The organism is Pseudodesulfovibrio sp. 7M6 (assembly GCF_050058625.1).
Lineage (GTDB): Bacteria > Desulfobacterota > Desulfovibrionia > Desulfovibrionales > Desulfovibrionaceae > Pseudodesulfovibrio > Pseudodesulfovibrio salinus.
Window position 1 is genome coordinate 2,822,321 of sequence record NZ_CP188816.1, and the last position, 23,308, is coordinate 2,845,628.

Annotated in this window: 18 protein-coding genes and 2 riboswitches; of the genes, 13 read left to right on the forward strand and 5 right to left on the reverse strand. The window is 61.2% G+C overall.

From position 1 onward, the window contains the following. Nucleotides 1–25: 25 nt before the first annotated feature. Nucleotides 26–223 carry a helix-turn-helix domain-containing protein gene (locus ACI0FG_RS13270; RefSeq protein ID WP_419785478.1) on the reverse strand — a complete coding sequence of 66 codons (198 nt, stop codon included), beginning with the start codon at nt 221–223 and terminating at the stop codon, nt 26–28. Between ACI0FG_RS13270 and ACI0FG_RS13275 the strand changes: the two genes are divergently transcribed. Next, the gene (locus ACI0FG_RS13275) at nt 222–503 is read left to right on the forward strand and encodes a hypothetical protein (RefSeq protein WP_419785479.1); all 282 of its coding nucleotides are present in this window, start codon (nt 222–224) and stop codon (nt 501–503) included. The genes ACI0FG_RS13270 and ACI0FG_RS13275 overlap by 2 nt on opposite strands. On the opposite strand, the gene ACI0FG_RS13280 is transcribed toward ACI0FG_RS13275, so the two are convergent. Continuing rightward, nucleotides 491–895, reverse strand: coding sequence for a hypothetical protein (locus tag ACI0FG_RS13280; protein ID WP_419785480.1), 405 nt, complete (start codon nt 893–895; stop codon nt 491–493). The genes ACI0FG_RS13275 and ACI0FG_RS13280 overlap by 13 nt on opposite strands. On the opposite strand from ACI0FG_RS13280, the gene ACI0FG_RS13285 reads away from it, so the two are divergent. The 11 genes from ACI0FG_RS13285 to ACI0FG_RS13335 all read left to right on the forward strand — a co-directional run bounded on the left by ACI0FG_RS13285 (nt 852) and on the right by ACI0FG_RS13335 (nt 17,421). Continuing rightward, nucleotides 852–1,874: a putative 2-aminoethylphosphonate ABC transporter substrate-binding protein gene (locus ACI0FG_RS13285; protein WP_419785481.1), complete on the forward strand. Its 1,023-nt coding sequence runs from the start codon at nt 852–854 to the stop codon at nt 1,872–1,874. The two genes, ACI0FG_RS13280 and ACI0FG_RS13285, sit on opposite strands and share 44 nt — an antisense overlap. 68 nt (nt 1,875–1,942) lie before the next feature. Further along, nucleotides 1,943–3,037, forward strand: coding sequence for a putative 2-aminoethylphosphonate ABC transporter ATP-binding protein (locus ACI0FG_RS13290; RefSeq protein ID WP_419785482.1), 1,095 nt, complete (start codon nt 1,943–1,945; stop codon nt 3,035–3,037). A gap of 3 nt (nt 3,038–3,040) precedes the next feature. Continuing rightward, nucleotides 3,041–4,792 (forward strand): putative 2-aminoethylphosphonate ABC transporter permease subunit, encoded by a 1,752-nt coding sequence (locus tag ACI0FG_RS13295; protein WP_419785483.1) that lies wholly within the window; start codon nt 3,041–3,043, stop codon nt 4,790–4,792. Between the two features lie 425 nt (nt 4,793–5,217). Next, nucleotides 5,218–6,057, forward strand: a complete 840-nt coding sequence (phnX, locus tag ACI0FG_RS13300) for a phosphonoacetaldehyde hydrolase (RefSeq protein WP_419785484.1) — start codon at nt 5,218–5,220, stop codon at nt 6,055–6,057. 15 nt (nt 6,058–6,072) lie between these two features. Beyond that, on the forward strand, nt 6,073–7,446 hold the full coding sequence (gene pbfA, locus ACI0FG_RS13305) for a (R)-1-hydroxy-2-aminoethylphosphonate ammonia-lyase (protein ID WP_419785485.1): 1,374 nt from the start codon (nt 6,073–6,075) through the stop codon (nt 7,444–7,446). Nucleotides 7,447–7,456: 10 nt separating this feature from the next. Then, nucleotides 7,457–8,572 (forward strand): 2-aminoethylphosphonate--pyruvate transaminase, encoded by a 1,116-nt coding sequence (gene phnW, locus ACI0FG_RS13310; protein WP_419785486.1) that lies wholly within the window; start codon nt 7,457–7,459, stop codon nt 8,570–8,572. A gap of 319 nt (nt 8,573–8,891) precedes the next feature. Beyond that, entirely contained in the window at nt 8,892–9,974 is a 1,083-nt protein-coding gene (locus tag ACI0FG_RS13315; protein WP_419785487.1) for a linear amide C-N hydrolase, read from the forward strand. Nucleotides 9,975–10,142: 168 nt separating this feature from the next. Further along, on the forward strand, nt 10,143–11,102 hold the full coding sequence (locus tag ACI0FG_RS13320; protein WP_419785488.1) for a YbgA family protein: 960 nt from the start codon (nt 10,143–10,145) through the stop codon (nt 11,100–11,102). A gap of 40 nt (nt 11,103–11,142) precedes the next feature. Continuing rightward, nucleotides 11,143–11,344: riboswitch (cobalamin riboswitch) on the forward strand. 133 nt (nt 11,345–11,477) lie between these two features. Then, nucleotides 11,478–13,748 (forward strand): 5-methyltetrahydropteroyltriglutamate--homocysteine S-methyltransferase, encoded by a 2,271-nt coding sequence (gene metE, locus ACI0FG_RS13325; RefSeq protein WP_419785489.1) that lies wholly within the window; start codon nt 11,478–11,480, stop codon nt 13,746–13,748. Nucleotides 13,749–14,757: 1,009 nt separating this feature from the next. Then, nucleotides 14,758–14,934, forward strand: a riboswitch (cobalamin riboswitch). 163 nt (nt 14,935–15,097) lie between these two features. Then, nucleotides 15,098–17,167, forward strand: a complete 2,070-nt coding sequence (locus ACI0FG_RS13330; RefSeq protein WP_419785490.1) for a ribonucleoside triphosphate reductase — start codon at nt 15,098–15,100, stop codon at nt 17,165–17,167. A gap of 17 nt (nt 17,168–17,184) precedes the next feature. Then, nucleotides 17,185–17,421: a hypothetical protein gene (locus ACI0FG_RS13335; RefSeq protein ID WP_419785491.1), complete on the forward strand. Its 237-nt coding sequence runs from the start codon at nt 17,185–17,187 to the stop codon at nt 17,419–17,421. 146 nt (nt 17,422–17,567) lie between these two features. On the opposite strand, the gene ACI0FG_RS13340 is transcribed toward ACI0FG_RS13335, so the two are convergent. Next, nucleotides 17,568–19,310, reverse strand: coding sequence for a proline--tRNA ligase (locus ACI0FG_RS13340; RefSeq protein WP_419785492.1), 1,743 nt, complete (start codon nt 19,308–19,310; stop codon nt 17,568–17,570). Between the two features lie 3 nt (nt 19,311–19,313). Continuing rightward, nucleotides 19,314–20,384, reverse strand: a complete 1,071-nt coding sequence (gene ispG / locus ACI0FG_RS13345; RefSeq protein ID WP_419785493.1) for a flavodoxin-dependent (E)-4-hydroxy-3-methylbut-2-enyl-diphosphate synthase — start codon at nt 20,382–20,384, stop codon at nt 19,314–19,316. A gap of 178 nt (nt 20,385–20,562) precedes the next feature. On the opposite strand from ispG, the gene ACI0FG_RS13350 reads away from it, so the two are divergent. After that, complete coding sequence (locus ACI0FG_RS13350) at nt 20,563–22,569, forward strand: methyl-accepting chemotaxis protein (protein ID WP_419785494.1); 2,007 nt, start codon at nt 20,563–20,565, stop codon at nt 22,567–22,569. A 103-nt stretch (nt 22,570–22,672) separates the two neighbouring features. On the opposite strand, the gene ACI0FG_RS13355 is transcribed toward ACI0FG_RS13350, so the two are convergent. After that, nucleotides 22,673–23,308 (reverse strand): 4Fe-4S binding protein, encoded by a 636-nt coding sequence (locus ACI0FG_RS13355; RefSeq protein WP_419785495.1) that lies wholly within the window; start codon nt 23,306–23,308, stop codon nt 22,673–22,675.

A 23,308-nucleotide genomic window follows, 5' to 3' on the forward strand; every position in this document is an offset into this window, starting at 1 on the left:
ACCGGACCGCGCTCCAATCACCCCCCTAAGCCAGCTCCCTTTCCCGCAGGAAATTTTCCGCATCACGCCCCGGCGGGTTGCCGAACATCCGCGTATATTCGCGGCTGAACTGCGAGGCGCTCTCGTAGCCCACATGATAGGCGGCTTCCGCCGCGCCCTTCTTCTCCGCCACCATGAACCGCCGTGCCTCGATGAGACGAAGCTGCTTCCGGCAGCGGCACATGCGGCGTGTCGATATCGCGGACTACAACCTGACCCCGGACGTGGCCATTGTGGACACCGACCTGTCCGGGAGCCTGACGTGCAAACTGGTATCCCATACCGGCATGAACGACATTCCCGCCACCCTCGCGGCCTACGGCGTGGACGAAAAGCTCTTCAAGGACAACCTGGAGCGCATGGCCGAAGGCGCAGTGGAAGATTCCTGCACCGGTACCAACCCCCGCGACAGCAACAACGAAAAGATGCGCCAGCTCTTTGAACTGGCCTACTACGGCAAATAACCGATAACGTCCCATCCTGCCATAAAAGGCCCCCCGTCCTGCGGGTGGCCTTTTTTTCGACCAAAATTTGGCAGTGTCATCCCGGAGACGAAAACACCCTCTTCCCCTTTTCTCCCGGAAGAACCTGCGCACGTCACGCAGGCGAAACCAAGCTTCACGCAACCGTTACCGAAAGAATAGACAAGTACCGCCAGTTGTCTGTTCTGAAAACCCTGTGCCAGCCTATCATTCAGGCAGTTCCGAAAACGTTTCGGAGCTGCCGAGGCGGCACGGAAGTCTTGCCAATTTTCTCCCGGATCGGGAGCGCGCCAGCCTTGCGGAAAACAAACCACGCAGGAGAAAAACGTGATGAAACGCTGCTCGTTTATCGTCGCCGCCCTGGCTGCGGCCATGGTCCTGATGATGTCCTCCCTGGCGCTGGCCGGAGAAATCCTGGTCTACACCGCCCTGGAAGACGATGAAATTCCCATTTACCTCGACATCTTCAAGAAGTCCCACCCGGACATCGACGTGAAGATCATCCGCGATTCCACCGGCATCGTCACTGCCAAGCTGCTGGCCGAAAAGGACAACCCGCGCGCCGACGTGGTGTGGGGCACCGCCGCCACCTCCCTGATGCTCTGCGACCAGGCCGGTATGGTCGAGCCCTACGCTCCCAAGTACCTGGACAAGGTCTCCGCCAACATGCGCGACACCAACAAGGTGCCCCACTGGGTCGGCATCAAGGCCTGGATGACCGGTTTCGTGACCAACACCATCGAGGCCAAACGCCTCAACATGCCCATCCCCCAGTCCTACGCCGACCTGATCAAGCCCATCTACAAGGGCCAGCTGATCATGCCCAACCCCGCCTCTTCCGGCACCGGCTTCCTGACCGTCTCCGCCATTCTCCAGCTCATGGGCGAGAAGCAGGGCTGGGCCTACCTGGACAAGCTGCATGAAAACATCCTGCGCTACACCCACTCCGGCTCCAAGCCCGCCAAGCTGGCAGGTGCGGGCGAGGCCGCCGTGGGCATCTCCTTCGCCTACCGCGGCTTCATGCAAAAGGCCAAGGGCGAGCCGGTCGTGACCACCTTCCCCAAGGAAGGCTCCGGCTGGGATGTGGAGGCCAACGCCCTGATCAAGAAAAAGGACATCAAGCCCGAGGCCAAGATCTTCCTGGACTGGGCTATCAGCCCCGAGGTCATGCACGCCTACGGCAAGGTCTACCCCGTCACCGCCTACGCCAGCGGCAACCCCATCCCCGACGGCTACCCCAAGGACCCGGCCGCACAGATGATCAAGAACGACTTCAACTGGGCCGCCAAGAATCGCACCCGCATCCTCAAGGAGTGGTCCGCGCGCTACGACGGCAAGTCCGATCCCAAATAACAGGCAAAACCCAACGATTCGAACTCGGGCGGCCCGGGACTCTCCGGGCCGCCCATGAGGCATTTTTTATGACTGGTGTAACAGATACCTACCTGAGCGTGGAGCGCATCACCAAGCGCTTCGGCTCGTTCACGGCCCTCTCCGATGTCAGCTTCACGGCCCGACGCGGGGAATTTATTTCCATCCTCGGCCCCAGCGGCTGCGGAAAAACCACCATCCTCCGCGCCGTGGCCGGGCTGGACCCGCAGGATGACGGACAGGTCCGGCTCAAGGGCCGCGACGTCTCCACCCTGCCCGTGTCCAAGCGCCACGTGGGCATCGTCTTCCAGTCCTACGCCCTGTTCCCGAACCTCTCGGCCAAAGACAACGTGGCCTACGGCCTGCGCAAGGACCTGAAGGACAAACGCGCCCTCAATGAACGGGTGGATAAGCTCCTCACACTGGTGGGACTGGCCTCGGCAGGCAACAAATTCCCGTCCCAGCTCTCCGGCGGGCAGCAGCAGCGCGTGGCCCTGGCCCGTGCCCTGGCCCTCTCGCCGGACCTGCTCCTGCTCGACGAGCCGCTCTCCGCTCTGGACGCCCAGGTCCGCGTCATGCTTCGCACCGAAATCCGCGCCCTCACCCAGCGCCTCGGCATGACCACCATCATGGTCACCCACGACCAGGAAGAGGCACTGACCATGGCCGACCGCATCCTGATAATGAACCAGGGCAAGCTGATCCAGAATGGCTCCCCCTCGGAAATATACGAGGCTCCGGCCACTCCGTTCGTCGCCTCCTTCATCGGCTCCATGAATTTCCTGAAAGGCGACATGCACTGGGACAGCAACACCTTCCGACGCGGCAATCTGGCCGTACAGGTGGAACGGGAAATGTCCCCCTTCGGCAAGAACGCCATGGCCGCCATCCGGCCCGAGGACATCCGCGTCTCCACCAACGGCGAGGCCGGGCCCAACGTCTTCGAGGTCGAGGTGGACAACGTGGAATATCGCGGCCCCATCTACCGCGTGTCCATGCGGCTGCCCTCCGGCGGCGGCGAAGCCCTCCCCCTGGTGGCGGACATATCGGCGGAACAGGTGCGGCGGACCGGCGTCACCGGCAACATGCGCGCCAAGGCCATCTTCCCGGCGGACCGGGTCCATCTCTTCCGGGCGGAGGCGTAGTTCATGGCCCAGGCGACACAGGCGGCTCAGGCCATCTCTCCCACAACAAGCACCTTTGACCGCGAGCTGTGGCTCAAGCGCGCCCTCATCCTCCTGGTCTCGGCCTGGCTGGTGGTCGTGGTCATCCTGCCCCTTCTCCAGCTGCTCTCCAAGAGCCTGTTCGACAATCAGGGCACCTTCATAGGCCTTGCCAACTATGTGGAGTACTTCACCACCCCGGAGCTCAGGCAGTCCATCGGCAACTCCCTCTTCGTCTCGGTGACGACCACCATCATCTCAGTATCCCTCGGCTTTCTCTTCGCCTACGCCCTGACCCGGACCTGTATGCCTTTCAAAGGGGTATTCCGGGGGCTGGCCATGATGCCGATCTTTGCGCCCACTCTGCTCAACGGCATCGCGCTCATCTATCTCTTCGGGCGCAAGGGACTGATTACACGCGGATTCTTCGGTACCATTCCCGGCTTCGACATCGGACTCTACGGTTCCACGGGCATCATCATTTCCGAGGTCATCTTCACCTTCCCGCAGGCCATGCTCATTCTCTCCGTGGCCCTGCGCATGACGGATGCCCGGCTCTACGAAGCCTCCCAGTCCATGGGCGCGTCACGGATGCGCACCTTCTTCAACGTCACCCTGCCGGGCATCAAATACGGCCTCATCAGCGCGATCTTCGTCTGCTTCATCCTCGCCTTTACCGACTTCGGCGCGCCAAAGGTCGTGGGCGGCCAGTTCAACATTCTGGCCACCGACATCTACAAGCAGGTCATCGGCCAACAGAACTTCACCATGGGCGCGGTGGTCAGCGTGGTCCTGCTCATCCCCACAGTGCTCGCCTTCATCGTGGACCGCATCGCCCAGCGGCGGCAGGTCTCGCTCATCCAGGCCAAATCCGTCCCGCTCATTCCCAAGCACGACAAGGGCGTGGACGGATTCTACCTGACGTATTGCACCTTCATCTCCCTGCTCATCATCGGATTCTTCGCAACCGCGATCTACGCCTCATTGGTCAAGGTCTGGCCCTACAAACTGGACCTCGGCCTGTGGCACTACAAATTCCGGGGAACCGGCGGAGGCGGCTACGGCGCGTTCTTCAACTCCGTGCGCCTGGCCAGCTACTCCGCCGTGATCGGCACGGCCGTCACCTTCTTCAGCGCCTATCTCATAGAAAAAACGCGAGGCCTGCGCACCCTCCGGCAGACCAGCTACTTCCTGTCCATTCTCCCCCTGGCTCTGCCCGGACTGGTCATCGGCCTCGCCTACATCTTCTTCTTCAACGCGCCGGGCTGGACCTTCGGCCCCATCACCATCCCCAACCCGTTCGGCTGGATATACGGCACCATGGGCATCCTCATCCTCTCCAACATGGTTCACTTCTATTCCGTCAGTTTCCTCACGGCCACCACCGCCCTGAAGCAGCTGGACAAGGAGTTCGAGACCGTGTCCGAATCCCTGGGCGTACCGTTCCACATCACCTTCTTTCGCGTCACCGTGCCGGTCTGCCTGCCCGCCATCCTGGAAATCGCCATGTATTACTTCGTCAACTCCATGGCGACCGTCTCGGCGGTCATCTTCCTCTATTCGGCAGACATTCCGCTCGCCTCGGTGGCCATCGCCAATATGGACGACGCAGGCGACATCGCCCCGGCCTGCGCCATGTCCGTGCTCGTGGTCCTGGCCAACGTCGCGGTACGCCTGCTCTATGGCCTGCTCACCAGAAAAGTGAACAAACGCACCCAAGCCTGGACCAGAAGATAAGAGAGAAGGAAAAGGCAGATAGGGATGCCGCTGCGCGGCGATAACAGGTGATTTCGCCTCCGGCGGCTCAAGGGCTATGGCCCTTGAGAATCCCGTTCTCGCCTTCGGCGAAGGGTCTCATCAAGGACGCCCCCTCTCCCGCGAAGCGAAATAAAAAGTTTAGGAAGGTGAGAGGGATTGGGGGGTCCAGGGGGGAAAGGGAGAGAGGGAAGCCCTTTCCCAAAGGGTTCCCTCTCTCCCTTTCCCCCCTGGCCGCCGGAGGCACTTCTTCTCATATTTTTTTGCGCTGCACACGTACAAATTGGAGAATTCATCTGTTCTACTCTTTTGTGCCAAGCGTATGCTGGTTTGGACCGCTTCCCCCGGGGCGGTCCCATTTTCGCCAACACAGACCCCGGTTCATCCGGGTTGCATGGAGACAGGCAATGAACGCATTCATCCGCAACACCAAATATACCGGCCCGGTTCAGGCCGTTGTTCTCGATTGGGCAGGCACGGCTGTTGACTACGGCTCTGTCGGCCCGGTGGCCGTATTCGTGGAGGTCTTCGCCAATCAGGGCGTGGACGTAACGTGGGCGGAGGCCCGGCGGCCCATGGGACTGATGAAACGGGACCACATCATTTCCATGTGCCAGGACCCGGACGTACTGACCAAGTGGCTGGCTGCCAAAGGCACGAACCCTACCGAGGAAGATATCGACGTCATGTACGTCGAGACCGAAAAGCTCATGGTCGCCTGCATCGCCAAACATTCCGATCCCATCCCCGGTTTGCTGGACGCCATCGCGGTCCTGCGCAACATGGGTGTCAAGATCGGCTCATGCACCGGCTATACCGGCCCGATGATGGACGTGCTGGTGCCGGAAGCCGCCAAGAAAGGGTACAGCCCGGACTCCGTGGTCTGCTCCACAGACGTGCCGCGCGGCCGCCCCTATCCGTATATGTGTTACCAGAACGCCATCAATCTGGAGGTCTACCCCATGGAAGCCATGGTCAAGATTGGCGACTCCATCAGCGACGTGCAGGAAGGCCTGAACGCCGGAATGTGGACCATCGGCCTGACCAAATCCGGCAATGAAATGGGACTGACCCTGGATGAAATCAAGGGACTGTCGGACGAGGACGTCGCAAAGCGCATTGCGGACAACGATGCCAGGTTCAAGGCTGCGGGCGCGCACTATACGGCCGAATCCATCGCCGAATGCCCGGCCATCATCCGCGAGATCAATGAGCGGCTGGCCGACGGCGAAACCCCGGCTCCGTAAGCCGAGGTAAAAACCATGACCGGCAAGAAGCCACGCCTCACCGAGGGGGACGTCAACCTCTCCCCCAACCGGCAACGGTGGATAGACACCCTGTCGGACCGGACGCGCGCCCTGCTGGACGAGGATGCGGCGGTGTTCCTGCACCAGTCGCTTTCCACGCCCTGCCTGGACGCGCTGACCGGATGCGCGGGCAGCCTGCTGCGCGACATGGACGGCCGCGAGCTGCTCGATTTCCACGGCAACTCCGTACATCAGGTGGGCTATGCCAACCCGTATGTCATGGAGGCGGTGCGCGACCAGCTCGACACCCTGTCGTTTTCGCCGCGCCGCTACACCAACGAACCGGCAGTACGGCTGGCCCAGAAATTGGTGGAACTGGCCCCCGGAGACTTGGGCAAAGTGCTCTTTGCTCCGGGCGGGACCTCGGCCATCGGCATGGCGCTCAAGCTCGCCCGCGTAGTCACCGGCCGATTCAAGACCCTTTCCATGTGGGACTCGTTCCATGGGGCGTCGCTGGACGCCATCTCCGTGGGCGGCGAGGCACTCTTTCGTGCCGGGATCGGGCCGCTGATGCCCGGCACGGAACACGTGCCCCCGGCCGAACCGTACCGCTGCCTGTTCAACCCAGGCGGCAAGTGTGAAAACTGCGACCTGCGCTGCGCCAAGTATGTGGACTACGTGCTGGAGAAGGAAGGCGACGTGGCCTGCGTGCTGGCCGAGCCAGTGCGCTGCACCACGGTCAACCCGCCGCCCAAAGGGTACTGGGCGTTTATCCGCGAAGCGTGCGACCGCCATGGGGCGCTGCTCATCTTTGACGAGACCGCCGTGTGCCTGGGTCGCACCGGGACCATGTTCGCCTTCGAGAACTTCGGCGTGGTGCCGGACATCGTCACCCTGGGCAAGGGGCTGGGCGGCGGCATCTTCCCGCTGGCGGCCATCATCGCCCGGCGGGACTTCGACCAGGCCGGAGATATCGCGCTGGGCCACTATACCCATGAAAAAAGCCCGGTTGCCTGCGCCGCCGGACTGGCCGCCATCGAGGTCATCGAACGCGAGGGGCTGTGCTGCCGCTCCCGCGCGCTGGGCGCGGCCATCTTGGACCGGCTGCGCGCCATGGCCGCCAACCACACGCTGGTGGGCGACGCACGCGGCATCGGCCTGTCCATGGGCGTGGAGCTGGTGCACGAGAACGGCAACCCGGCCACGGCCGAAGCGGACAAGGTGCTCTACCGCTGCCTGGAACGCGGCCTGAGTTTCAAGATATCGGGCGGGAACTTTCTAACGCTGACCCCGCCCCTGACAATAACCGACGAAGAGATGGTTCGCGCCCTCGAAATTCTCGAAACGTCCATCGCGGACGTGGAGCGGGAACGCGGACTGAACAAATGAGGATATGACCATGGATCTGAAACAGCTTCCCGACAATCCCTATGTTCTCCTGACCCCGGGCCCGCTCTCCACCACCAAGTCTGTCAAGGCGACCATGCTGCGCGACTGGTGTACCTGGGATAACGACTACAATTCCATAGTCCAGGACATCCGCGCCCGGCTGGTCACGCTGGCCGGCGGCGGAGACGAGTTCACCTCCGTGCTTATGCAGGGCAGCGGCACCTTTGCCGTGGAATCCACCATCGGCACGACCCTGCCCCGCGAGGGCGGCAAGCTCCTGGTGGTGGCAAACGGCCACTACGGCGACCGCATCGGCGTCATTGCGGAGCGGCTGGCCATCCCGACAACGGTCATGCAGCTGAGCGAAGTGGGCCGCCCCACGCCCGAGGATATTGAAAAAGCCCTGGACGCCGATCCGGCCATCACCCACGTGGCCGTGGTCCACTGCGAGACCACCACCGGCATGCTCAACCCGGTGGAAGCCATCGGCAAGGTGGTCAAGGGCAAGGGCAAGATCTACATCGTGGACGCCATGTCCAGCTTCGGCGGCATTCCCATCGACATCAAGACCCTGGACGCGGACTTCCTCATTTCCAGCGCCAACAAGTGCATCCAGGGCGTACCCGGATTCGGTTTCGTCGTCGCCCGCCGCAGCGAACTGGAGAAATGCGAGGGCAACGCCCGTTCCCTGAGCCTGGACCTGTACCACCAGTGGCACGAGATGGAATACAAGAACGGCAAGTGGCGCTTCACCTCCCCCACCCACGTGGTCCGGGCCTTTGCCCAGGCCATGAACGAGCTGGACGAGGAAGGCGGCGTGGCCGCGCGCCATGCCCGCTACAGCGAGAACCACGACACCCTGGTGGCGGGGATGCGCGCCCTGGGCTACGAGTGCCTGCTGCCCGACGATTTCCAGTCCCCGATCATCACTTCCTTCATCAACCCCTCCGCCCCCTCTTACGACTTCAAGGAGTTTTATGAGGAGCTCAAGTCGCGCGGCTGGGTGGTCTACCCCGGCAAGGTTACCGGCGCGGACACCTTTCGCATCGGCAACATCGGCGATGTCGATCCCGACGGCATCAAGGAGCTGCTGACCGCCGTGGAAGAATCCATGTACTGGAAATAACCCCATAGATTCGGCCCGCCCGCTTTCCCACACGGGAAGCGGGCGGGTCTTTTTTTATGCTCTTGCCGCGCCCCAAGCCGTTTCCACGGAATATACGAATAAACACCACTCCCGTCTTGCAACCCTTTGGCTGCCAGCCTATTCTATCCGTAACCATTTTGGTTAACATCTCAGCAAGATGAATTGAACAGCAGCACGGGCAACGCTTATCCCGATACAAGAGAGACACCATTGTCCGCGCAACCATTAACCCGCAACATTCCAAACACGGCATAAAAGGACAGCAACAGTGCAACACAGTAAAATGGAGACACCCGCCATGTGGACGACAGCTCTGGCACTTTCAACGGCGCTCCTTGCCCTTGTTCTCGTATCGACGGTCTTCACCTCTTCGGCCTCCGCGTGCAGCCGGGCGACCTACCTCGGCCCGGACAATATCGTGCTCACTTCCCGCTCCAATGACTGGAAGGGATCGCAGCACTCCAATCTCTGGATTTACCCCCGGGGCTTGTCCCGTAACAGCAGCGGCGGGGCCGACGGATTCTCCTGGACCTCGAAATACGGCAGCGTGACCGTGGGCGGGTGGGACGTGACCACCATCGACGGCATGAACGAAGCCGGACTGGTGGTCGATGTGCTCTATCTGGCCGAGTCGGATTACGGCAAGCCGGTGAAGGGCAAAAAGGCCATGTCCGTCTCCGCATGGGGCCAGTACGTGCTGGACAACTTCGGCACCGTGGCCGAGGCAGTGAAGGCACTCAAAAAAGAAGAATTCTACCTGGTGGAGCCGAAGACGCCCGACGGACAGGCCGGGACCGCGCATCTGGCCCTCTCCGACCCCAGCGGGGATTCCGCCATTCTCGAATACATCGACGGCCGCCTCGTCATCCACCATGGCCGCCAGTATCAGGTCATGACCAACTCCCCGACCTACGACCAGCAGTTGGCCCTCACCGCCTACTGGGAGAACATCGGCGGCACGACCATGCTCCCCGGCACCAACCGCGCGAGCGACCGCTTTGTCCGCGCCTCGTTCTATATCAAGATCATTCCCCAAACCAGCGACATCAACGAGGCGCTGGCCAGCACCTTCGGCGTCATCCGCAATGTCTCGGTCCCACTGGGCATCAGCACGCCGGGCCAGCCCAACATCAGCTCCACCCAGTGGCGTGTGGTCTCGGACCAGAAAAACAAGGTCTACTACTTCGAGTCGCCGCGCAGCCCGTATCTGATTTGGATTCCGCTCAAGGAAATCGATTTCTCCGCCAAGGCGTCCACCCGGAGAATCCCGTTGACCGAAGGATCGGTCCTGAAGGTTGACGGCAAGCCCTTTGCCGGAGATGCAGCGAAGCTCGGCCAGACGGCAAAGCCGTTCGGCTTCCTACCCGCCGGAGCCAAGTAACGAGTACAGGCCTGAACTAATCAAAAACGAGGGGTGCACGTGAGTGCGCCCCTTGTTTTTATGGAGCTTTTGCCTCCCGATCAGACGCAAGAAAAGAGAAAGAATAATTCCCGTCCTCGCCCCATTGCCCTACCTTCACCCCATGATCAAAAAACTCGGAGCACCTCGATGACCATTGAATCGCCGAGGCCGCGCCTGGGAATCGCCCGTTGCCTGCTGGGTGAGGAGGTGCGCTACGACGGCACGCACAAGCTGGACCGCTACTTGCGGGACACCCTCGGCCAGTTCGTGGAATGGGTGCCCGTATGCCCGGAAGTGGAATGCGGCATGTCCGTGCCGCGCGAGGCCATCCGTCTTGCCGGCGATCCGGAAAACCCGCTTCTGGTAGGGCGCAAGTCCGGCGCGGACTGGACGACCACCATGCTGGACTGGGCAAAAGTCAGGCTGGAGGAACTGAACCGGCTGAATCTGGACGGCTATGTCTTTCAATTCGGCTCGCCCACCTGCGGCATGTCGCGGGTGAAGGTCTACAGCGGCAAGGGTGCGGCCACCCGGTCCGGAATCGGCATGTGGGGGCGCATGGTCATGGACCGCTTCCCACTGCTTCCCTTCGAGGACGACGGCCGGTTGCGCGATCCCGCCATCCGCGAAAATTTCATCTCCCGACTCTTTACCCTGCGCCGCTGGCGCGAGGCCATGGGGCCGCAGGCCACGCCGGGCAAGCTGGTGGACTTCCACTCCCGGCATAAGCTGTTGGTCATGGCTCATTCCGTGGACCGCTACCGTTCCCTCGGCAAGCTGGTGGCCACAGCCGGGACCGACCCGCTGGAGCAAGTCTGCAAAAACTACCTGGAAGGGTTGCTCGCCGCCCTCACCCTCAAGCCCACTCCCGGCAAGCACGCCAACGTGCTGCAACACGCCATGGGCTATTTCAAGAAGGAACTCACCCCGGAGGAGAAGGAAGAACTGGGCACCCTCATCGACCAATTCCGCATCGGACTACTCCCGCTCATCGTACCCATAACGCTTCTCAACCACTATGTACGCAAGTACGGCAAGGACTACCTCGCCAAGCAATACTACCTCACGCCCTACCCCGCGGAACTGATGTTGCGCAATCATGTCTGACCGGAACCGCCATGCGCCGCTCACACCGATCACCCTCAGGACAAATCGCTTGCCAGATGGACCCGTCTTCTATATCAATAAATCCAGATATAGGAATTTGGCGGGAAACGGAAAGCGGTGAAAAACCGCTGCGGACGCGCCGCTGTAACCGGCACAAACCCGTTGAGAATCACCGGAATCGGGAAGGTTCTCAACATGATGGGGCCGGGAGCCAGAAGACGTCCCGCCAGGAGCGAACGGTCTCGCGACCAGACCGGCATCGCACGTAATCCGATCGGGGACCGCATCCCCGATCGGCACGTCGCTGCGTACCCTGCGCTGCGGGACGGGCGCTCCACGTCGTACACCCTGTGACCTCTGTGACATGGAGAAGACATGAACGCGCACGTTTTGGGATTTCCCCGGATGGGGAGCAACCGTGAATTGAAGTGGGCGCTGGAAAAATTCTGGCGCGGCGAGATTTCCGAGACCGATCTGCTGGAAACGGCGGATGAGCTCAAGAAACGCCACTGGGCCATCCAGGCCGAGGCTGGCATGGACCTGCTGCCCGTGGGGGACTTTTCCTTCTACGACCACGTCCTGGACACCGCCGCCCTGCTCGGGGCCGTACCCGAACGATTCGAGCATGCCGGTGGCGGCGTGGACCTCGCCACCTATTTCCGCATGGCGCGGGGCGATGCTCCGCGCTCCATCCCGGCCATGGAAATGACCAAGTGGTTCGACACCAACTACCACTACATTGCGCCGGAACTGACGCCGGACACCCGTTTCGCGGCCGATCCCTCCCGCCTGCTGGCGGATGCCGAGGCCGTGGCCGCCATGGGGTGCCGCCCCAAGCCGGTCCTGGTCGGTCCATTTACCTTCCTGCTGCTGGCCAAGGAGCTTGGGGGTGATCGCTACGACCTGTTGCCGGACCTGATAGACGCATACGCAACCGTGCTCAACGCCCTGTCAGGCCGGTGCAGCTGGGTCCAGATCGATGAGCCCGTGCTCTGCACCGATCTCCCACCCGGCGCAATCGACGCCTTTCCCTTTGCCTACGGACGGTTGAGCAAGGCCATGGGCGACGCCCGCCTGTTGCTCACCACCTATTTCGGCGGCATGGGCGACAACTTGAAACTCGCCTGCTCCCTGCCCGTGGAGGGCCTGCATGTGGACCTGATCCGCGGCATGGGCGAATTCGGCACTGTGCTCGACACCCTGCCCAAAGACAAAGTCCTCTCCCTCGGGTTGGTGGACGGCCGAAACATCTGGCGCACGGACCTGAACGGCGCGGCAAAAAAGCTGGAAACCGCTCGAGCGCAGCGCGGCGGCGACAACATCATGATAGCCACCAGTTGCTCCCTGCTGCACACGCCGGTGGACATCGAAGCTGAGACCGGGCTTGACCCCAACATCAAGTCATGGATGGCCTTTGCCGTACAGAAGTGCGCCGAAGTGGCTGCCCTCAAACGACATGCGGAGGGAAGCGCTACCCCCCTGTTCGAGGAGAACGCCGCCGCACTCTCGGCGCGTGCCGCCCACCCCGGGGTCAATGATCCGGCGGTGCGGGGCCGGGCCGATTCCGTGACCGGTTCCATGCTGACAAGAAGCACCCCCGTGGCCGAGCGGTTGGCCACCCAACACGCCAACCTCGGCCTGCCGAAGTTCCCCACCACGACCATCGGCTCCTATCCGCAGACCACGGAAATCCGCCGGGACCGTCTGCGTTTCAAAAAAGGCGAGATCGACGAAACCACATATAAAGACGCCATGCGCGGCTACATCGCCGAGGTGGTGGACCGGCAGCACGAGCTGGGCCTCGACGTTTTGGTGCACGGCGAACCGGAACGCAACGACATGGTCGAGTACTTCGGCCAGCAGCTCGACGGTTTCTGCTTCACCGGCAACGGATGGGTGCAGAGCTACGGCAGCCGCTGCGTCAAGCCGCCGGTCATCTACGGCGACGTATCCCGCCCGGCATCCATGACGGTGGAGTGGGCGCTCTACGCCCAGTCGCTCACGGATAGGCCCATGAAGGGGATGATAACCGGTCCGGTGACCATCCTGTGCTGGAGTTTCGTGCGCGACGACCTGCCCCGCGCCGAGGTCTGCCGCCAGCTCGCCCTGGCTATGCGCGACGAGGTGCTGGACCTGGAAAAGGCGGGCATCCACATCATCCAGATCGACGAGGCCGCCCTGCGCGAAGGGCTGCCCCTGCGCAAGGCCGAACAGGAAACCTACCTGCGCTGGGCCGTGGACTGCTTCCGCCTCACCTCGGGCGGCGTGGCCGACGCAACACAGATTCACTCCCACATGTGCTACAGCGAGTTCAACGCCATCCTGCCTTGGATAGCGGCGATGGACGCGGACGTCATCAGCATCGAGGCGAGCCGGAGCCGCATGGAGTTGCTCGACGCGTTCGAGACCTTCGACTATCCGGCCGAGATCGGGCCGGGGGTGTACGACATCCACAGTCCGCGTGTGCCGGACGAGGACGAAATCCTCGGGCTGCTGCAACATGCGCTCAAGGTCATCCCCGCCGACCGGCTGTGGGTCAATCCTGACTGCGGGTTGAAAACCCGCCATTGGGAGGAGGTGATCCCGTCGCTGCGGAATATGGTTGCGGCGGCGAAGCGGCTGCGGGAGGATCACGCAGCCGTCTAATATAAACGGAAGGGCCGCACTCGGGATTGGGGGCGGTCCTTTCTTCTGGATCGGGGAAGGAGAGCCGGGTTTGAAGCCGTTCGGCTTCAAAATCACTCCAATGCCCTACGGCCGCTCAAGCCGCTTCGCGTCTTCCTGCCCATTCGGGCAGGTGCACTGCGTGCATCGCTGCATTCCCGTTGGTTGCGGGCGGCGCTTTCTTTTTGCTGGGCCAAAAAGAAGCAAAAAGGCCCTTGCGGGTAGCTTGACCGCCTACGTGCTTCGCCCGAAGCACCCGATCCAAGCGGGACGGCTCCATCTCATGAAAAGTATAGTCCCGTTTCTCCGCGAACAGATCGAGGTTGCCACTATCCGTCCGGGTGGCTGACGGGAGCCGCCTTACCCGCTTGGTCGGTTGCTAACCGCCGAAACACAGGGCTAGTCTCATCCGAATTAACAACAACGCCTTTCGGGACCGGACGGTTGTCTTCAGGACCTTCTTTTGCGGATAATCACGCTGTTACTTGCCTTAATGGCGAATAGCCAAGCTGCTTCGAAGAAGCCCTTCGGGGATGCGGCTTAGAAGCTGACCAAACGGCCGGAGCGAATCTTCGCGGCCCGGCGGTTTAGTGCTTCCTGCCTTGGGACGCGGGAGCGTAGGCCGCTTGGATCAGATTCTTGGCCCGTCACCGGGGTGATGGGCATGGCACCCCAAGAGCGCTTTTTGGTTACTTTTGGGCGCTCTGGTCCAAAAGTAACTCGCACCTTGAGGGTGCGAAACACTCTCACATAAATCCCGCCGGAGGCGACTCCTTATCTGCCTTTTTATCTTTCACATTTTTCCGTTCCCTCCAGCCTTTTCCCCAAAAACCAAATCAAGACCTCTCGTTTACCTACCTTGAGTGAGTCAAAATTTATCTAGAAAAAATCACTTTTCGTTTCAAGCGATTGTCCCCCTCCAACCCACCAAACCCAGGTGGTGAACACCTAACCGTATTGCACTCGACGAACGCTTGAGCTAGTCTTGTGCGATCAACGAAGTCCTTCGGGTGGCCGTCAGGCCATAACAGGGAATCCGGTGTAAAACCGGAGCGGTCCCGCCGCTGTGATCCCCCTTGAAAGGCCGTTTCGAAAGCCACTGTCCTTGGGACGGGAAGGCGAAACGGCTGGGGAAAGCCAGAAGACCTACCTGAAGCGCACCTCACCGGAAGCGGTTCGCGGAGACCGCCGATGGAGAAGCGCATCATTTACACGACAACCGATTGCCGGATCGCTGCGGTACTGCCACGGCCTTCCAACAGACAATCGGGCAACCAGCCGACAACGGCCCCGGCCGTTCTCCGCACAGGCTGTTTGCCGCAAGAGCCTCAATGCCAAAACAGATTCTTAAACGCGACGGATGCATCGAAACCTGGTCCACCAAACGTATCGGAGCCGCCATCTTCAAGGCTCTCAACGGTAGCGGAATCAAAGATCCGCTCCTTGCCGACCGACTGGCCGGAAAGGTTGAAAAGAAACTCGCAGGCGTGGACATTCCCGAGCAGGAACAAGTCCAGGACATCGTCCAGCAGGTGCTCATGGAAGCCCGGCTGTACAAGGTGGCCGAACGCTACATCATCTATCGCGAAAAGCGGCGCGAGCTGCGCTCCCAGAACGATGCCTACCTTGACATCACCCGGGTTACGGAAAGCTACCTGGACAACATCGACTGGCGCGTCAGCGAAAACTCCAACATGGTCCATTCCTTCCAGGGCCTGATCCTGCACATGGCCGGATCGGTCCAGGCCCGCTACGTGCTGGAGAAGTACCCCGAGGAAGTGCGGCTGGCGCACAACCACGGCTATTTTCACATCCACGACCTCTCCTTCGGCCTGGCCGGATACTGCTCCGGCTGGTCCCTGCGCGACCTGCTGCTGGAAGGCTTCAACCTGCGTGACCGCTGCTCCTCCCACCCCGCCAAGCACTTTGACGCGGCCTGCGGTCAGATCGTCAACTTCCTCGGCACGTTGCAGAATGAGTGGGCCGGTGCCCAGGCCTTCAACAATGTGGATACCTACCTTGCCCCGTTCGTCCGCCACGACAGCCTGAGCTACCACGATATCAAGCAGCAGATTCAGAAGCTGCTTCACAACCTGAACGCCACTTCCCGCTGGGGCGGCCAGAGCCCGTTCACCAACTTCACCTTCGATGTGGTGCCCCCGGCGCACATCGCCAAGGAAGCGGTAATTCTGGGCGGCCAGCTGGTGGATTCCACCTACGGCGAATATGCGGAGGAAATGGCCCTGATCAACAAGGCGTTCCTTGAGGTCATGCTGGAAGGCGACGCGGACGGCCGCATCTTCTCCTTCCCCATCCCTACCTACAACGTGACCAAGGACTTCCCCTGGGATTCCGAGGTGGGCCACCTCCTGCTTCAGATGACGGCCAAATACGGCGCGCCGTATTTCCAGAACTTCATCAATTCCGACCTCAATCCGGAAGACGTGCGCTCCATGTGCTGCCGTCTCCAGATGGACCTGCGCGAAATCCGCAAAAAGACCGGCGGCCTCTTCGGCGCCGGAGACCTGACCGGCTCCATCGGCGTGGTCACCCTGAACCTCCCCAAGCTCGCCTATCTGGCGCACAACGAGGAGGACTTCCTGGATCTGGTATCCGAGTACGCCCAGTTGGCAAGCCAATCCCTGGAGTACAAGCGCAAGATCGTCGAGAAGAACATGGACGCGGGCATGTTCCCCTACTCCCGCCGCTACCTGAAGAACGGGCTCAAGGGCCACTTCTCCACCATCGGCCTCATCGGCGGGCACGAGGCATGCCTCAACCTGCTCGGCAAGGGCATCGAGACCCGCTCCGGCTCCGCGCTGATGCAGCGTGTGCTGCGCCACCTGCGCCGTCTGGTGGTCAAGTTCCAGGAGGAGACCGGCAACCTGTACAACCTCGAAGCCACGCCGGGTGAAGGCACCTGCTACCGTCTGGCCAAGATCGACCGCGAGCTGTACTCGGACATCAAGACCTCCGGTGGCGACACGCCTTACTACACCAACTCCACCCTGCTGCCCGTGGGCGTCAGCTCCGATGCGTTCTTCGCCCTGGAGCACCAGGACGCGCTCCAGACGCTGTACAACGGCGGCACGGTCTTCCACACCTTCCTGGGCGAGGCCGCTCCGGATGAGGAGAGCGTGAAGAACTTCCTGCTCAAGGCCATGAGCAAAACCAAGATTCCCTACATCTCGATCACCCCGACCTTCTCGGTGTGCGAGGACCACGGCTACTTGTACGGCGAGCACTTCAATTGCCCGACCTGCGGCAAGGAAGCCGAAGTCTACACCCGTGTGGTGGGCTACTACCGCCCGGTGAGCCGCTGGAACAAGGGTAAGCAGGAAGAGTACAAGGAACGCGTGGAATACACGGCCGACAGCTTCTGCTGCAACGCCGCCGTTTAATCGGAAACAATACGGCCATGATCCTCGACGCCAACCAGATTGCCTCTATCCGGCAACGCAACGACGAGGAGTTGCGCCAGGGCAACCGCGGTACACACGGCTACCCGGCGCAGACCGTCAAGAACCTGCTGCACACCATAGAGGCGCTCAAGCAGGAAAAACGCAAATGGAAGAAACTGGCCCAGTCCAGGGGCAAGACCCTGGAAAGCATCGCTTCTCTGGTAAGCAATGCCGACAAGGACCAGCAATCCTGACGCACAGATAAAAACATTGCCGCCATTCCGGAAAGCGGAATGGCGGCAATGACAAAATCAAAGGCCGAAGCACACAACATGCGCTTCGGCCTTATTTTATAATTCAACACCTCATATAATGAGGCAGATCGCCGTGTTGAGCCAGCTTACAGGGAAAGCCCCCACTTGCTCCAGATGTCCTTGCGCCACTCGGCAAAAGCCTCGGCAAAGCCTTCCAGCGGGAGTTCGATCTTCTCGCTGGTCTTGCGGTCCTTGGCTTCGATGATGCCGTTTTTGAGCCCCTTGCCACCCAGCACGAGCTGCATGGGGTAGCCGATGAGGTCAGCCTCGGCAAACTTGACGCCGGGACGTTCCTTGCGGTCGTCGTAGGCAACGTCCACGCCCATGCCGAGGATGGTTTCGTACAGGTCCTCGGCCTTGGCCTCCACGGCCTCGTCCTTGCCGCCCAGCGAGATCAGGCAGACCTCGAATGGTGCGATGGCCGGGGGGAAGCAGCAGCCGTTCTCGTCGTTGTTCTGCTCGATGGCCGAGGCCACGATGCGCGAAACGCCGATGCCGTAGCAACCCATGACCATGGGCTGGGTCTTGCCGTTCTCGTCCAGGAAGGTGGCTTCCATCTTGGCAGAGTACTTGAGGCCGAGTTTGAAGACATGGCCGACCTCAATGCCCTTGGTGAATTCGATTTCGCCGCCGCACTCCGGACAAACGTCCGTGGGCTCGATGACGCGCAGGTCCGCGAATGCCTCGACGGTGCAGTCACGGCCCAGGGAAAGATGCTGGACGTGGGTGTCGGCCTTGTTGCCGCCAGCAACCCAGTCGGTTGCCAGACGCAGCTCGTTGTCCGCATAGACCGGAACGTCCTCGGCCAGACCGGCGGGACCGGCAAAACCAACAGGGGCACCGGTAATCCGCTTGACGGTGGCCTCGTCCGCAAACTCGATCTCATTGCCGCCGACCAAATTACGCAGCTTGATCTCGTTCAGTTCTCGGTCTCCCCGTACCAGAGCGGCCACGGGCTTGTCGCCGTCCACCACCAGCAGCAGGGTCTTTATAAGCTTGTCCGGGCTGATGGAGAGGAAGGCGCACACCTCGTCCACGGTGTGGGAACCGGGGGTGGCCACCGGCTCCATGGCCGGACAGTCCGCGTTGGTCATATCCTCGCCCTCGGGCGTGACAACACGGGCCTTCTCCAGGTTGGCCGCAAACTCGCAGGAATGGCAGGAGGCGATGGTGTCCTCGCCGGTATCGGCCAGGACCATGAACTCGTGGGAAAAATCGCCGCCGATGGCGCCGGAATCGGCCTGGACCGGCTTGAAACGCAGGCCAATGCGGGAAAAGGCCTTCTTGTATGCCTCGAACATGTTCCAGTAGGAGGCCTCGGCACCGGCTTCGTCCCGGTCAAAGGAGTAGCCGTCCTTCATGATGAACTCGCGGCCGCGCATCAGACCGAAGCGGGGACGGATCTCGTCGCGGAACTTGGTCTGAATCTGGTAGAGATTGATGGGCAGTTGCTTGTAGGACTTGATCTCGCCGCGCACCAGATCGGTCATGACCTCCTCGTGGGTGGGTCCGAGGCAGTAGTCGCGGTCGTGACGATCGTTGAAGCGGAGCAGTTCCTTGCCGTAGTAGTCCCAACGGCCGGTTTCCTGCCACAGGTCGGCGGGCTGAACCATGGGCAGCAGGACCTCCAGGGCCCCGGCGCGGTTCATTTCCTCGCGCACGATGTTCGCCACCTTGTTGATGGAGCGCAGGCCGAGCGGCAGATAGTTGTAGATGCCGCTGGTAAGCTTGCGGATCATGCCCGCGCGCATCAGCAGTTTGTGGGAGACCACCTCGGCGTCGGCCGGGCTCTCCTTGAGGGTGGGAATGTAGTACCGGGAAAGACGCATTGTTCAACCTCTCCTTTCTTCCAGGAATTTATCGATTTCTTTCATGAATTCCGGCAACAGGTTCCCGTCGCCGTGGACCTTGCGTACCACCTCTCCCTTGCGGAAGATGATGCCGAGATCGCGGCCGCCGGCAATGCCGATGTCCGCTTCCCGCGCCTCGCCGGGTCCGTTTACCACGCAGCCCATTACGGCCACGGTGAACACCTCTTCCACACCGCGCAATGCCTCCTCGACCTGTTCGGCCAGGCCTATGAGGTTGATCTCGGTGCGGCCGCAGGTGGGGCAGGAGACGATCTCCGGCCCACGCTCCCTCAGTCCCAGAGAGCGCAAAATTTCATAGGCCACGCCGATCTCGGCCACGGGATCGTGGGTCAGGGAGACACGCAGGGTGTCGCCTATGCCCTCCGAGAGCAGAATGCCGAGGCCAACCGCAGACTTGACCGCGCCGCGCACCAGGGTTCCCGCTTCGGTGACGCCGATATGCAGGGGGTAATCCACCCGCTGCGACATCAGCCGGTAGGCGGCCACGGTATTCAGCACGGAAGACGACTTGAGCGAAATCTTGATGTCGTGGAAACCGCGCTTTTCCAGCATGGCCACATGGCGCAGGCCGGACTCGACCATGGCTTCCGGCGCGGGGCCGCCGTACTGCTTCAGCAGGTCCTTTTCCAGCGAGCCGGAATTGACGCCGATGCGAATGGGCGTTCCGCGTTCCTTGGCAGCGCGAACCACCGCGTCCACCTTTTCCTCCCCGCCGATATTGCCGGGGTTGATGCGCAGGCCGTCAAAACCCGCGTCCATGGCGGCCAGGGCCAGCCGGTAGTCGAAATGAATATCCGCGATGAGCGGCACCGGGGACTCGTGCCGGATGTCGGCCAGCACGGCCGCGGCCTTGTCATCGGGCACGGCAAGACGCACGATCTCACACCCGGCCTCTGCCAGTTCGCGTATCTGCGCCAGAGTGGCTTCCACATCCCGCGTGTCGGTATTGCACATGGACTGGACCCGGACCGGGTTATCCCCGCCCACGCCCACGGTGCCCACCTGCACGGCTCTTGTCTGCTTGCGCTGCATAAGGAGAGGGACATTACTCGATTTCGTTGTGCAAGCCAAGCGTCCCGGCCCCCTGCCGCGCGGCCGGAAACAAACCGGATTTTCACGAAACCGGCACTCATTTTATGTGGATTATCTTGAGCAAGTCGCTTAGCTTTTCACCGCTCATTCCACGTACTTACCGACAAAGGAGATTCCGATGATCCAACTCAATATCCGTACAAAAATCCTACTCGCCTTCACTGTCTCGCTTGTCGCGCTCAGTGTGGCCACCCTAACGATCAGCCTGACGTCCATCTACGACGAGTCGCTGACGGAGAGCCAAGCCTCGGCCTCGGGCCAGTTGGAACACATAGACGGCACCATCTCCATGTTCCTCAATGAAGCGAAAAACAACACGACCATGCTGGCCGAAGACCCTCGCGTCCGTAGAGTGGAAGAAATTACCAGCAACTTCCTGGGAGAACAACGAGACAGCAACGAACCGTTCCCGGAGGACACTCTCGGCAAGGAAATCCGGCGGCTCTACCAAATGGTTCTCCGCTCCCACCCCAGCTACATGGACTGTTACGTAGGCACCAAAACCGGCTGTTTCATCATCGGCGGCAATGACCCGATGCCCTCGGGCTACGATCCTCGGACCCGCCCCTGGTACCAGGAGGCGGCCAACCATCCCGACCTGCCCGTCATCTCCAAGGCGTATGTCTCCACCAACGGCAACGCCATGGTCTCCACGGCCAAGGCCATCACGAAAAACGGCGACATACTGGGTGTTGCCGCCATGGATATATCGCTCTCCCAACTGACCAAGCAGATAGAACAGGTGCGGCTGGGCAAGACCGGCTATGTGATGCTGGTGCAGGACGACGGCGTGATTATCGCCGACCCGGCAGACAAGGAGCATAATTTCAAGGACATTAACAGACTGGATCAGTCCATGTACGGCAAGGCCTTTGCCATGCAGAGCGGCTCCTTGCGCGGCGAGCTGAACGGCAAGGAGTACATGGCCATAGTGCGCACCTCCCCGGACCTGCAGTGGAAATTCATCGCCTTTATCGACATGGCGGAGATCATGGCCCCGGTCTGGTCCAACGGCATGACCACGGCGGGCATTTCCCTGGTCGCGCTGCTGCTTATCGCCGTGGGCATCTGGCTCTACCTGAACAGGCTGATCATCAATCCTTTGGCAAGGGTCGCGGCCATGCTGAGATACGCGGCCAAGGGCGACTACACCAAACGCATTGCGAACAACCGCAAGGACGACATGGGCGGAATTTTCCGGGCGCTCAATACCATGGCCGACAAGGTGAACGGTGTCATAGGCCGGGTCATCGACGACAGCACCAACGTATCCAACGGCAGCGAGGAACTTTCCGCCACGGCCAAGGCTCTTTCCCAAGGTGCCACCCAGCAGGCCGCGTCGCTGGAGGAGATATCATCCTCCATGGAAGAGATGGCCGCCAACATCAGCGCCAATGCCGACAATGCGCGGGAGACGGAAGGGTTTGCAACCAAAGCCGCCCGGAATGCCAAGAGCGGAGGTGAGGCCGTAAGCCAGACCGTGGACGCCATGCGCCAGATTGCGGACAAGATCAACATTGTCGAGGAAATTGCGCGGCAGACCAATCTCCTTGCCCTCAATGCCGCCATCGAAGCCGCCCGGGCCGGTGAGCACGGCAAGGGATTTGCCGTGGTGGCCGCCGAGGTGCGGAAGCTGGCGGAACGCAGCGGCAAGGCCGCATCCGAAATCAGCGAACTCTCATCCTCCAGCATGGCCGTGGCCGAAAAGGCCGGGGACCTGCTGTACAAGATTGTCCCGGATATCGAAAAAACAGCGGAACTCATCCAGGAGATATCCGGAGCAAGCAACGAACAACAGACTGGGGCGGAGCAAATCAACGAGGCCCTGCAACAGCTCGATCGCGTGGTACAGCAGAACGCAGCGGTATCCGAGGAAATGGCCTCCACAACCACCGCGCTTTCGGACCAGGCCGCCGAGTTGCAGGAAATCATCGCCTTCTTCAAGGTCAAGCATACGGCACCGTCCCGCCGCGCCACCAATTCCATGGCCGGGCCATCGGTTCACAAAAAAACCATGCCGCAAAGCAAGAAGACGGCCCCCAAAGCCTTGGAACCCCCTCACCCCGTCCGCGGCGTCACACTGGATATGGGTACTGAGAGCGATTCCGAATTCGAACGCTACTAAGGTCTCTCCGGCAGCCCGGACGTATCCGGGCATAGCAAAAACGCATACGAAAAGGCCCCGGCTCATGTGAGCCGGGGCCTTATTTTTTCATTACATCAGGCGACTATTTCTTGCCGCCCTTCTTGCCGCCCTTTTTGCCGCCCTTTTTGCCGCCCTTCTTGGGCGCTTCTTGCTTGGGCTCAGCCTTGGCCTCGGTCTTGGCTTCCGTGGCAGGAGTCTCGACCTTGGCTTCCTCGGCAGGAGCCTCGACCTTGGCCTCCGGAGCCGGAGTCTCGACCTTGGCTTCCTTGGCCGGAGCTTCGGCCTTGGCTTCCGTGGCAGGAGTCTCCACCCCGGCTTCCTTGGCCGGAGCGTCGGCCTTGCCCTCTTCGGGCTTGTCCGCCGCCGAAACCTTTTTCTTCGGCTTGCGCGGGGTGCCCTGCTCGATCCAGATGACCTTCTCGGTCACCGGCTTGCGGTGCACGTCCTTCATGGACAAACACTTGGTGGGGCAGGCATCCACGCAATACGCGCAATAGATGCAGGCATGGGGATCGCACTGCCAGGTAGCCGCGTTCTTGTCCACGGTGATGCACTGGCTGGGGCACTTGCGCTGGCAGGTACCGCAGAAGATGCACTTTTCGATGTCGATGACCAGTTCGCCGCGATAGTTCGGGAACGGCTCACGCACCTCGAAGGGGTATTTCCTCGTGGCAGGCTTCTTCAGCAGGTTTTTTACGACAGTAGGCGTAAACAGCAT

What these genes read in the sequence shown, in the direction of transcription:
- phnX (WP_419785484.1), top strand. Translation starts at nt 5,218, where the DNA reads ATGAACGCATTCATCCGCAACACCAAATATACCGGCCCGGTTCAGGCC.
- ACI0FG_RS13340 (WP_419785492.1), bottom strand. Translation starts at nt 19,310, where the DNA reads ATGCGTCTTTCCCGGTACTACATTCCCACCCTCAAGGAGAGCCCGGCC.
- ACI0FG_RS13355 (WP_419785495.1), bottom strand. Translation starts at nt 23,308, where the DNA reads ATGCTGTTTACGCCTACTGTCGTAAAAAACCTGCTGAAGAAGCCTGCC.
- ACI0FG_RS13290 (WP_419785482.1), top strand. Translation starts at nt 1,943, where the DNA reads ATGACTGGTGTAACAGATACCTACCTGAGCGTGGAGCGCATCACCAAG.
- ACI0FG_RS13270 (WP_419785478.1), bottom strand. Translation starts at nt 223, where the DNA reads ATGTGCCGCTGCCGGAAGCAGCTTCGTCTCATCGAGGCACGGCGGTTC.
- ACI0FG_RS13335 (WP_419785491.1), top strand. Translation starts at nt 17,185, where the DNA reads ATGATCCTCGACGCCAACCAGATTGCCTCTATCCGGCAACGCAACGAC.
- ACI0FG_RS13280 (WP_419785480.1), bottom strand. Translation starts at nt 895, where the DNA reads ATGGCCGCAGCCAGGGCGGCGACGATAAACGAGCAGCGTTTCATCACG.
- ACI0FG_RS13350 (WP_419785494.1), top strand. Translation starts at nt 20,563, where the DNA reads ATGATCCAACTCAATATCCGTACAAAAATCCTACTCGCCTTCACTGTC.
- ACI0FG_RS13295 (WP_419785483.1), top strand. Translation starts at nt 3,041, where the DNA reads ATGGCCCAGGCGACACAGGCGGCTCAGGCCATCTCTCCCACAACAAGC.
- ACI0FG_RS13285 (WP_419785481.1), top strand. Translation starts at nt 852, where the DNA reads ATGAAACGCTGCTCGTTTATCGTCGCCGCCCTGGCTGCGGCCATGGTC.
- ACI0FG_RS13275 (WP_419785479.1), top strand. Translation starts at nt 222, where the DNA reads ATGCGGCGTGTCGATATCGCGGACTACAACCTGACCCCGGACGTGGCC.
- ACI0FG_RS13315 (WP_419785487.1), top strand. Translation starts at nt 8,892, where the DNA reads ATGTGGACGACAGCTCTGGCACTTTCAACGGCGCTCCTTGCCCTTGTT.
- phnW (WP_419785486.1), top strand. Translation starts at nt 7,457, where the DNA reads ATGGATCTGAAACAGCTTCCCGACAATCCCTATGTTCTCCTGACCCCG.
- pbfA (WP_419785485.1), top strand. Translation starts at nt 6,073, where the DNA reads ATGACCGGCAAGAAGCCACGCCTCACCGAGGGGGACGTCAACCTCTCC.
- ACI0FG_RS13330 (WP_419785490.1), top strand. Translation starts at nt 15,098, where the DNA reads ATGCCAAAACAGATTCTTAAACGCGACGGATGCATCGAAACCTGGTCC.
- metE (WP_419785489.1), top strand. Translation starts at nt 11,478, where the DNA reads ATGAACGCGCACGTTTTGGGATTTCCCCGGATGGGGAGCAACCGTGAA.
- ACI0FG_RS13320 (WP_419785488.1), top strand. Translation starts at nt 10,143, where the DNA reads ATGACCATTGAATCGCCGAGGCCGCGCCTGGGAATCGCCCGTTGCCTG.
- ispG (WP_419785493.1), bottom strand. Translation starts at nt 20,384, where the DNA reads ATGCAGCGCAAGCAGACAAGAGCCGTGCAGGTGGGCACCGTGGGCGTG.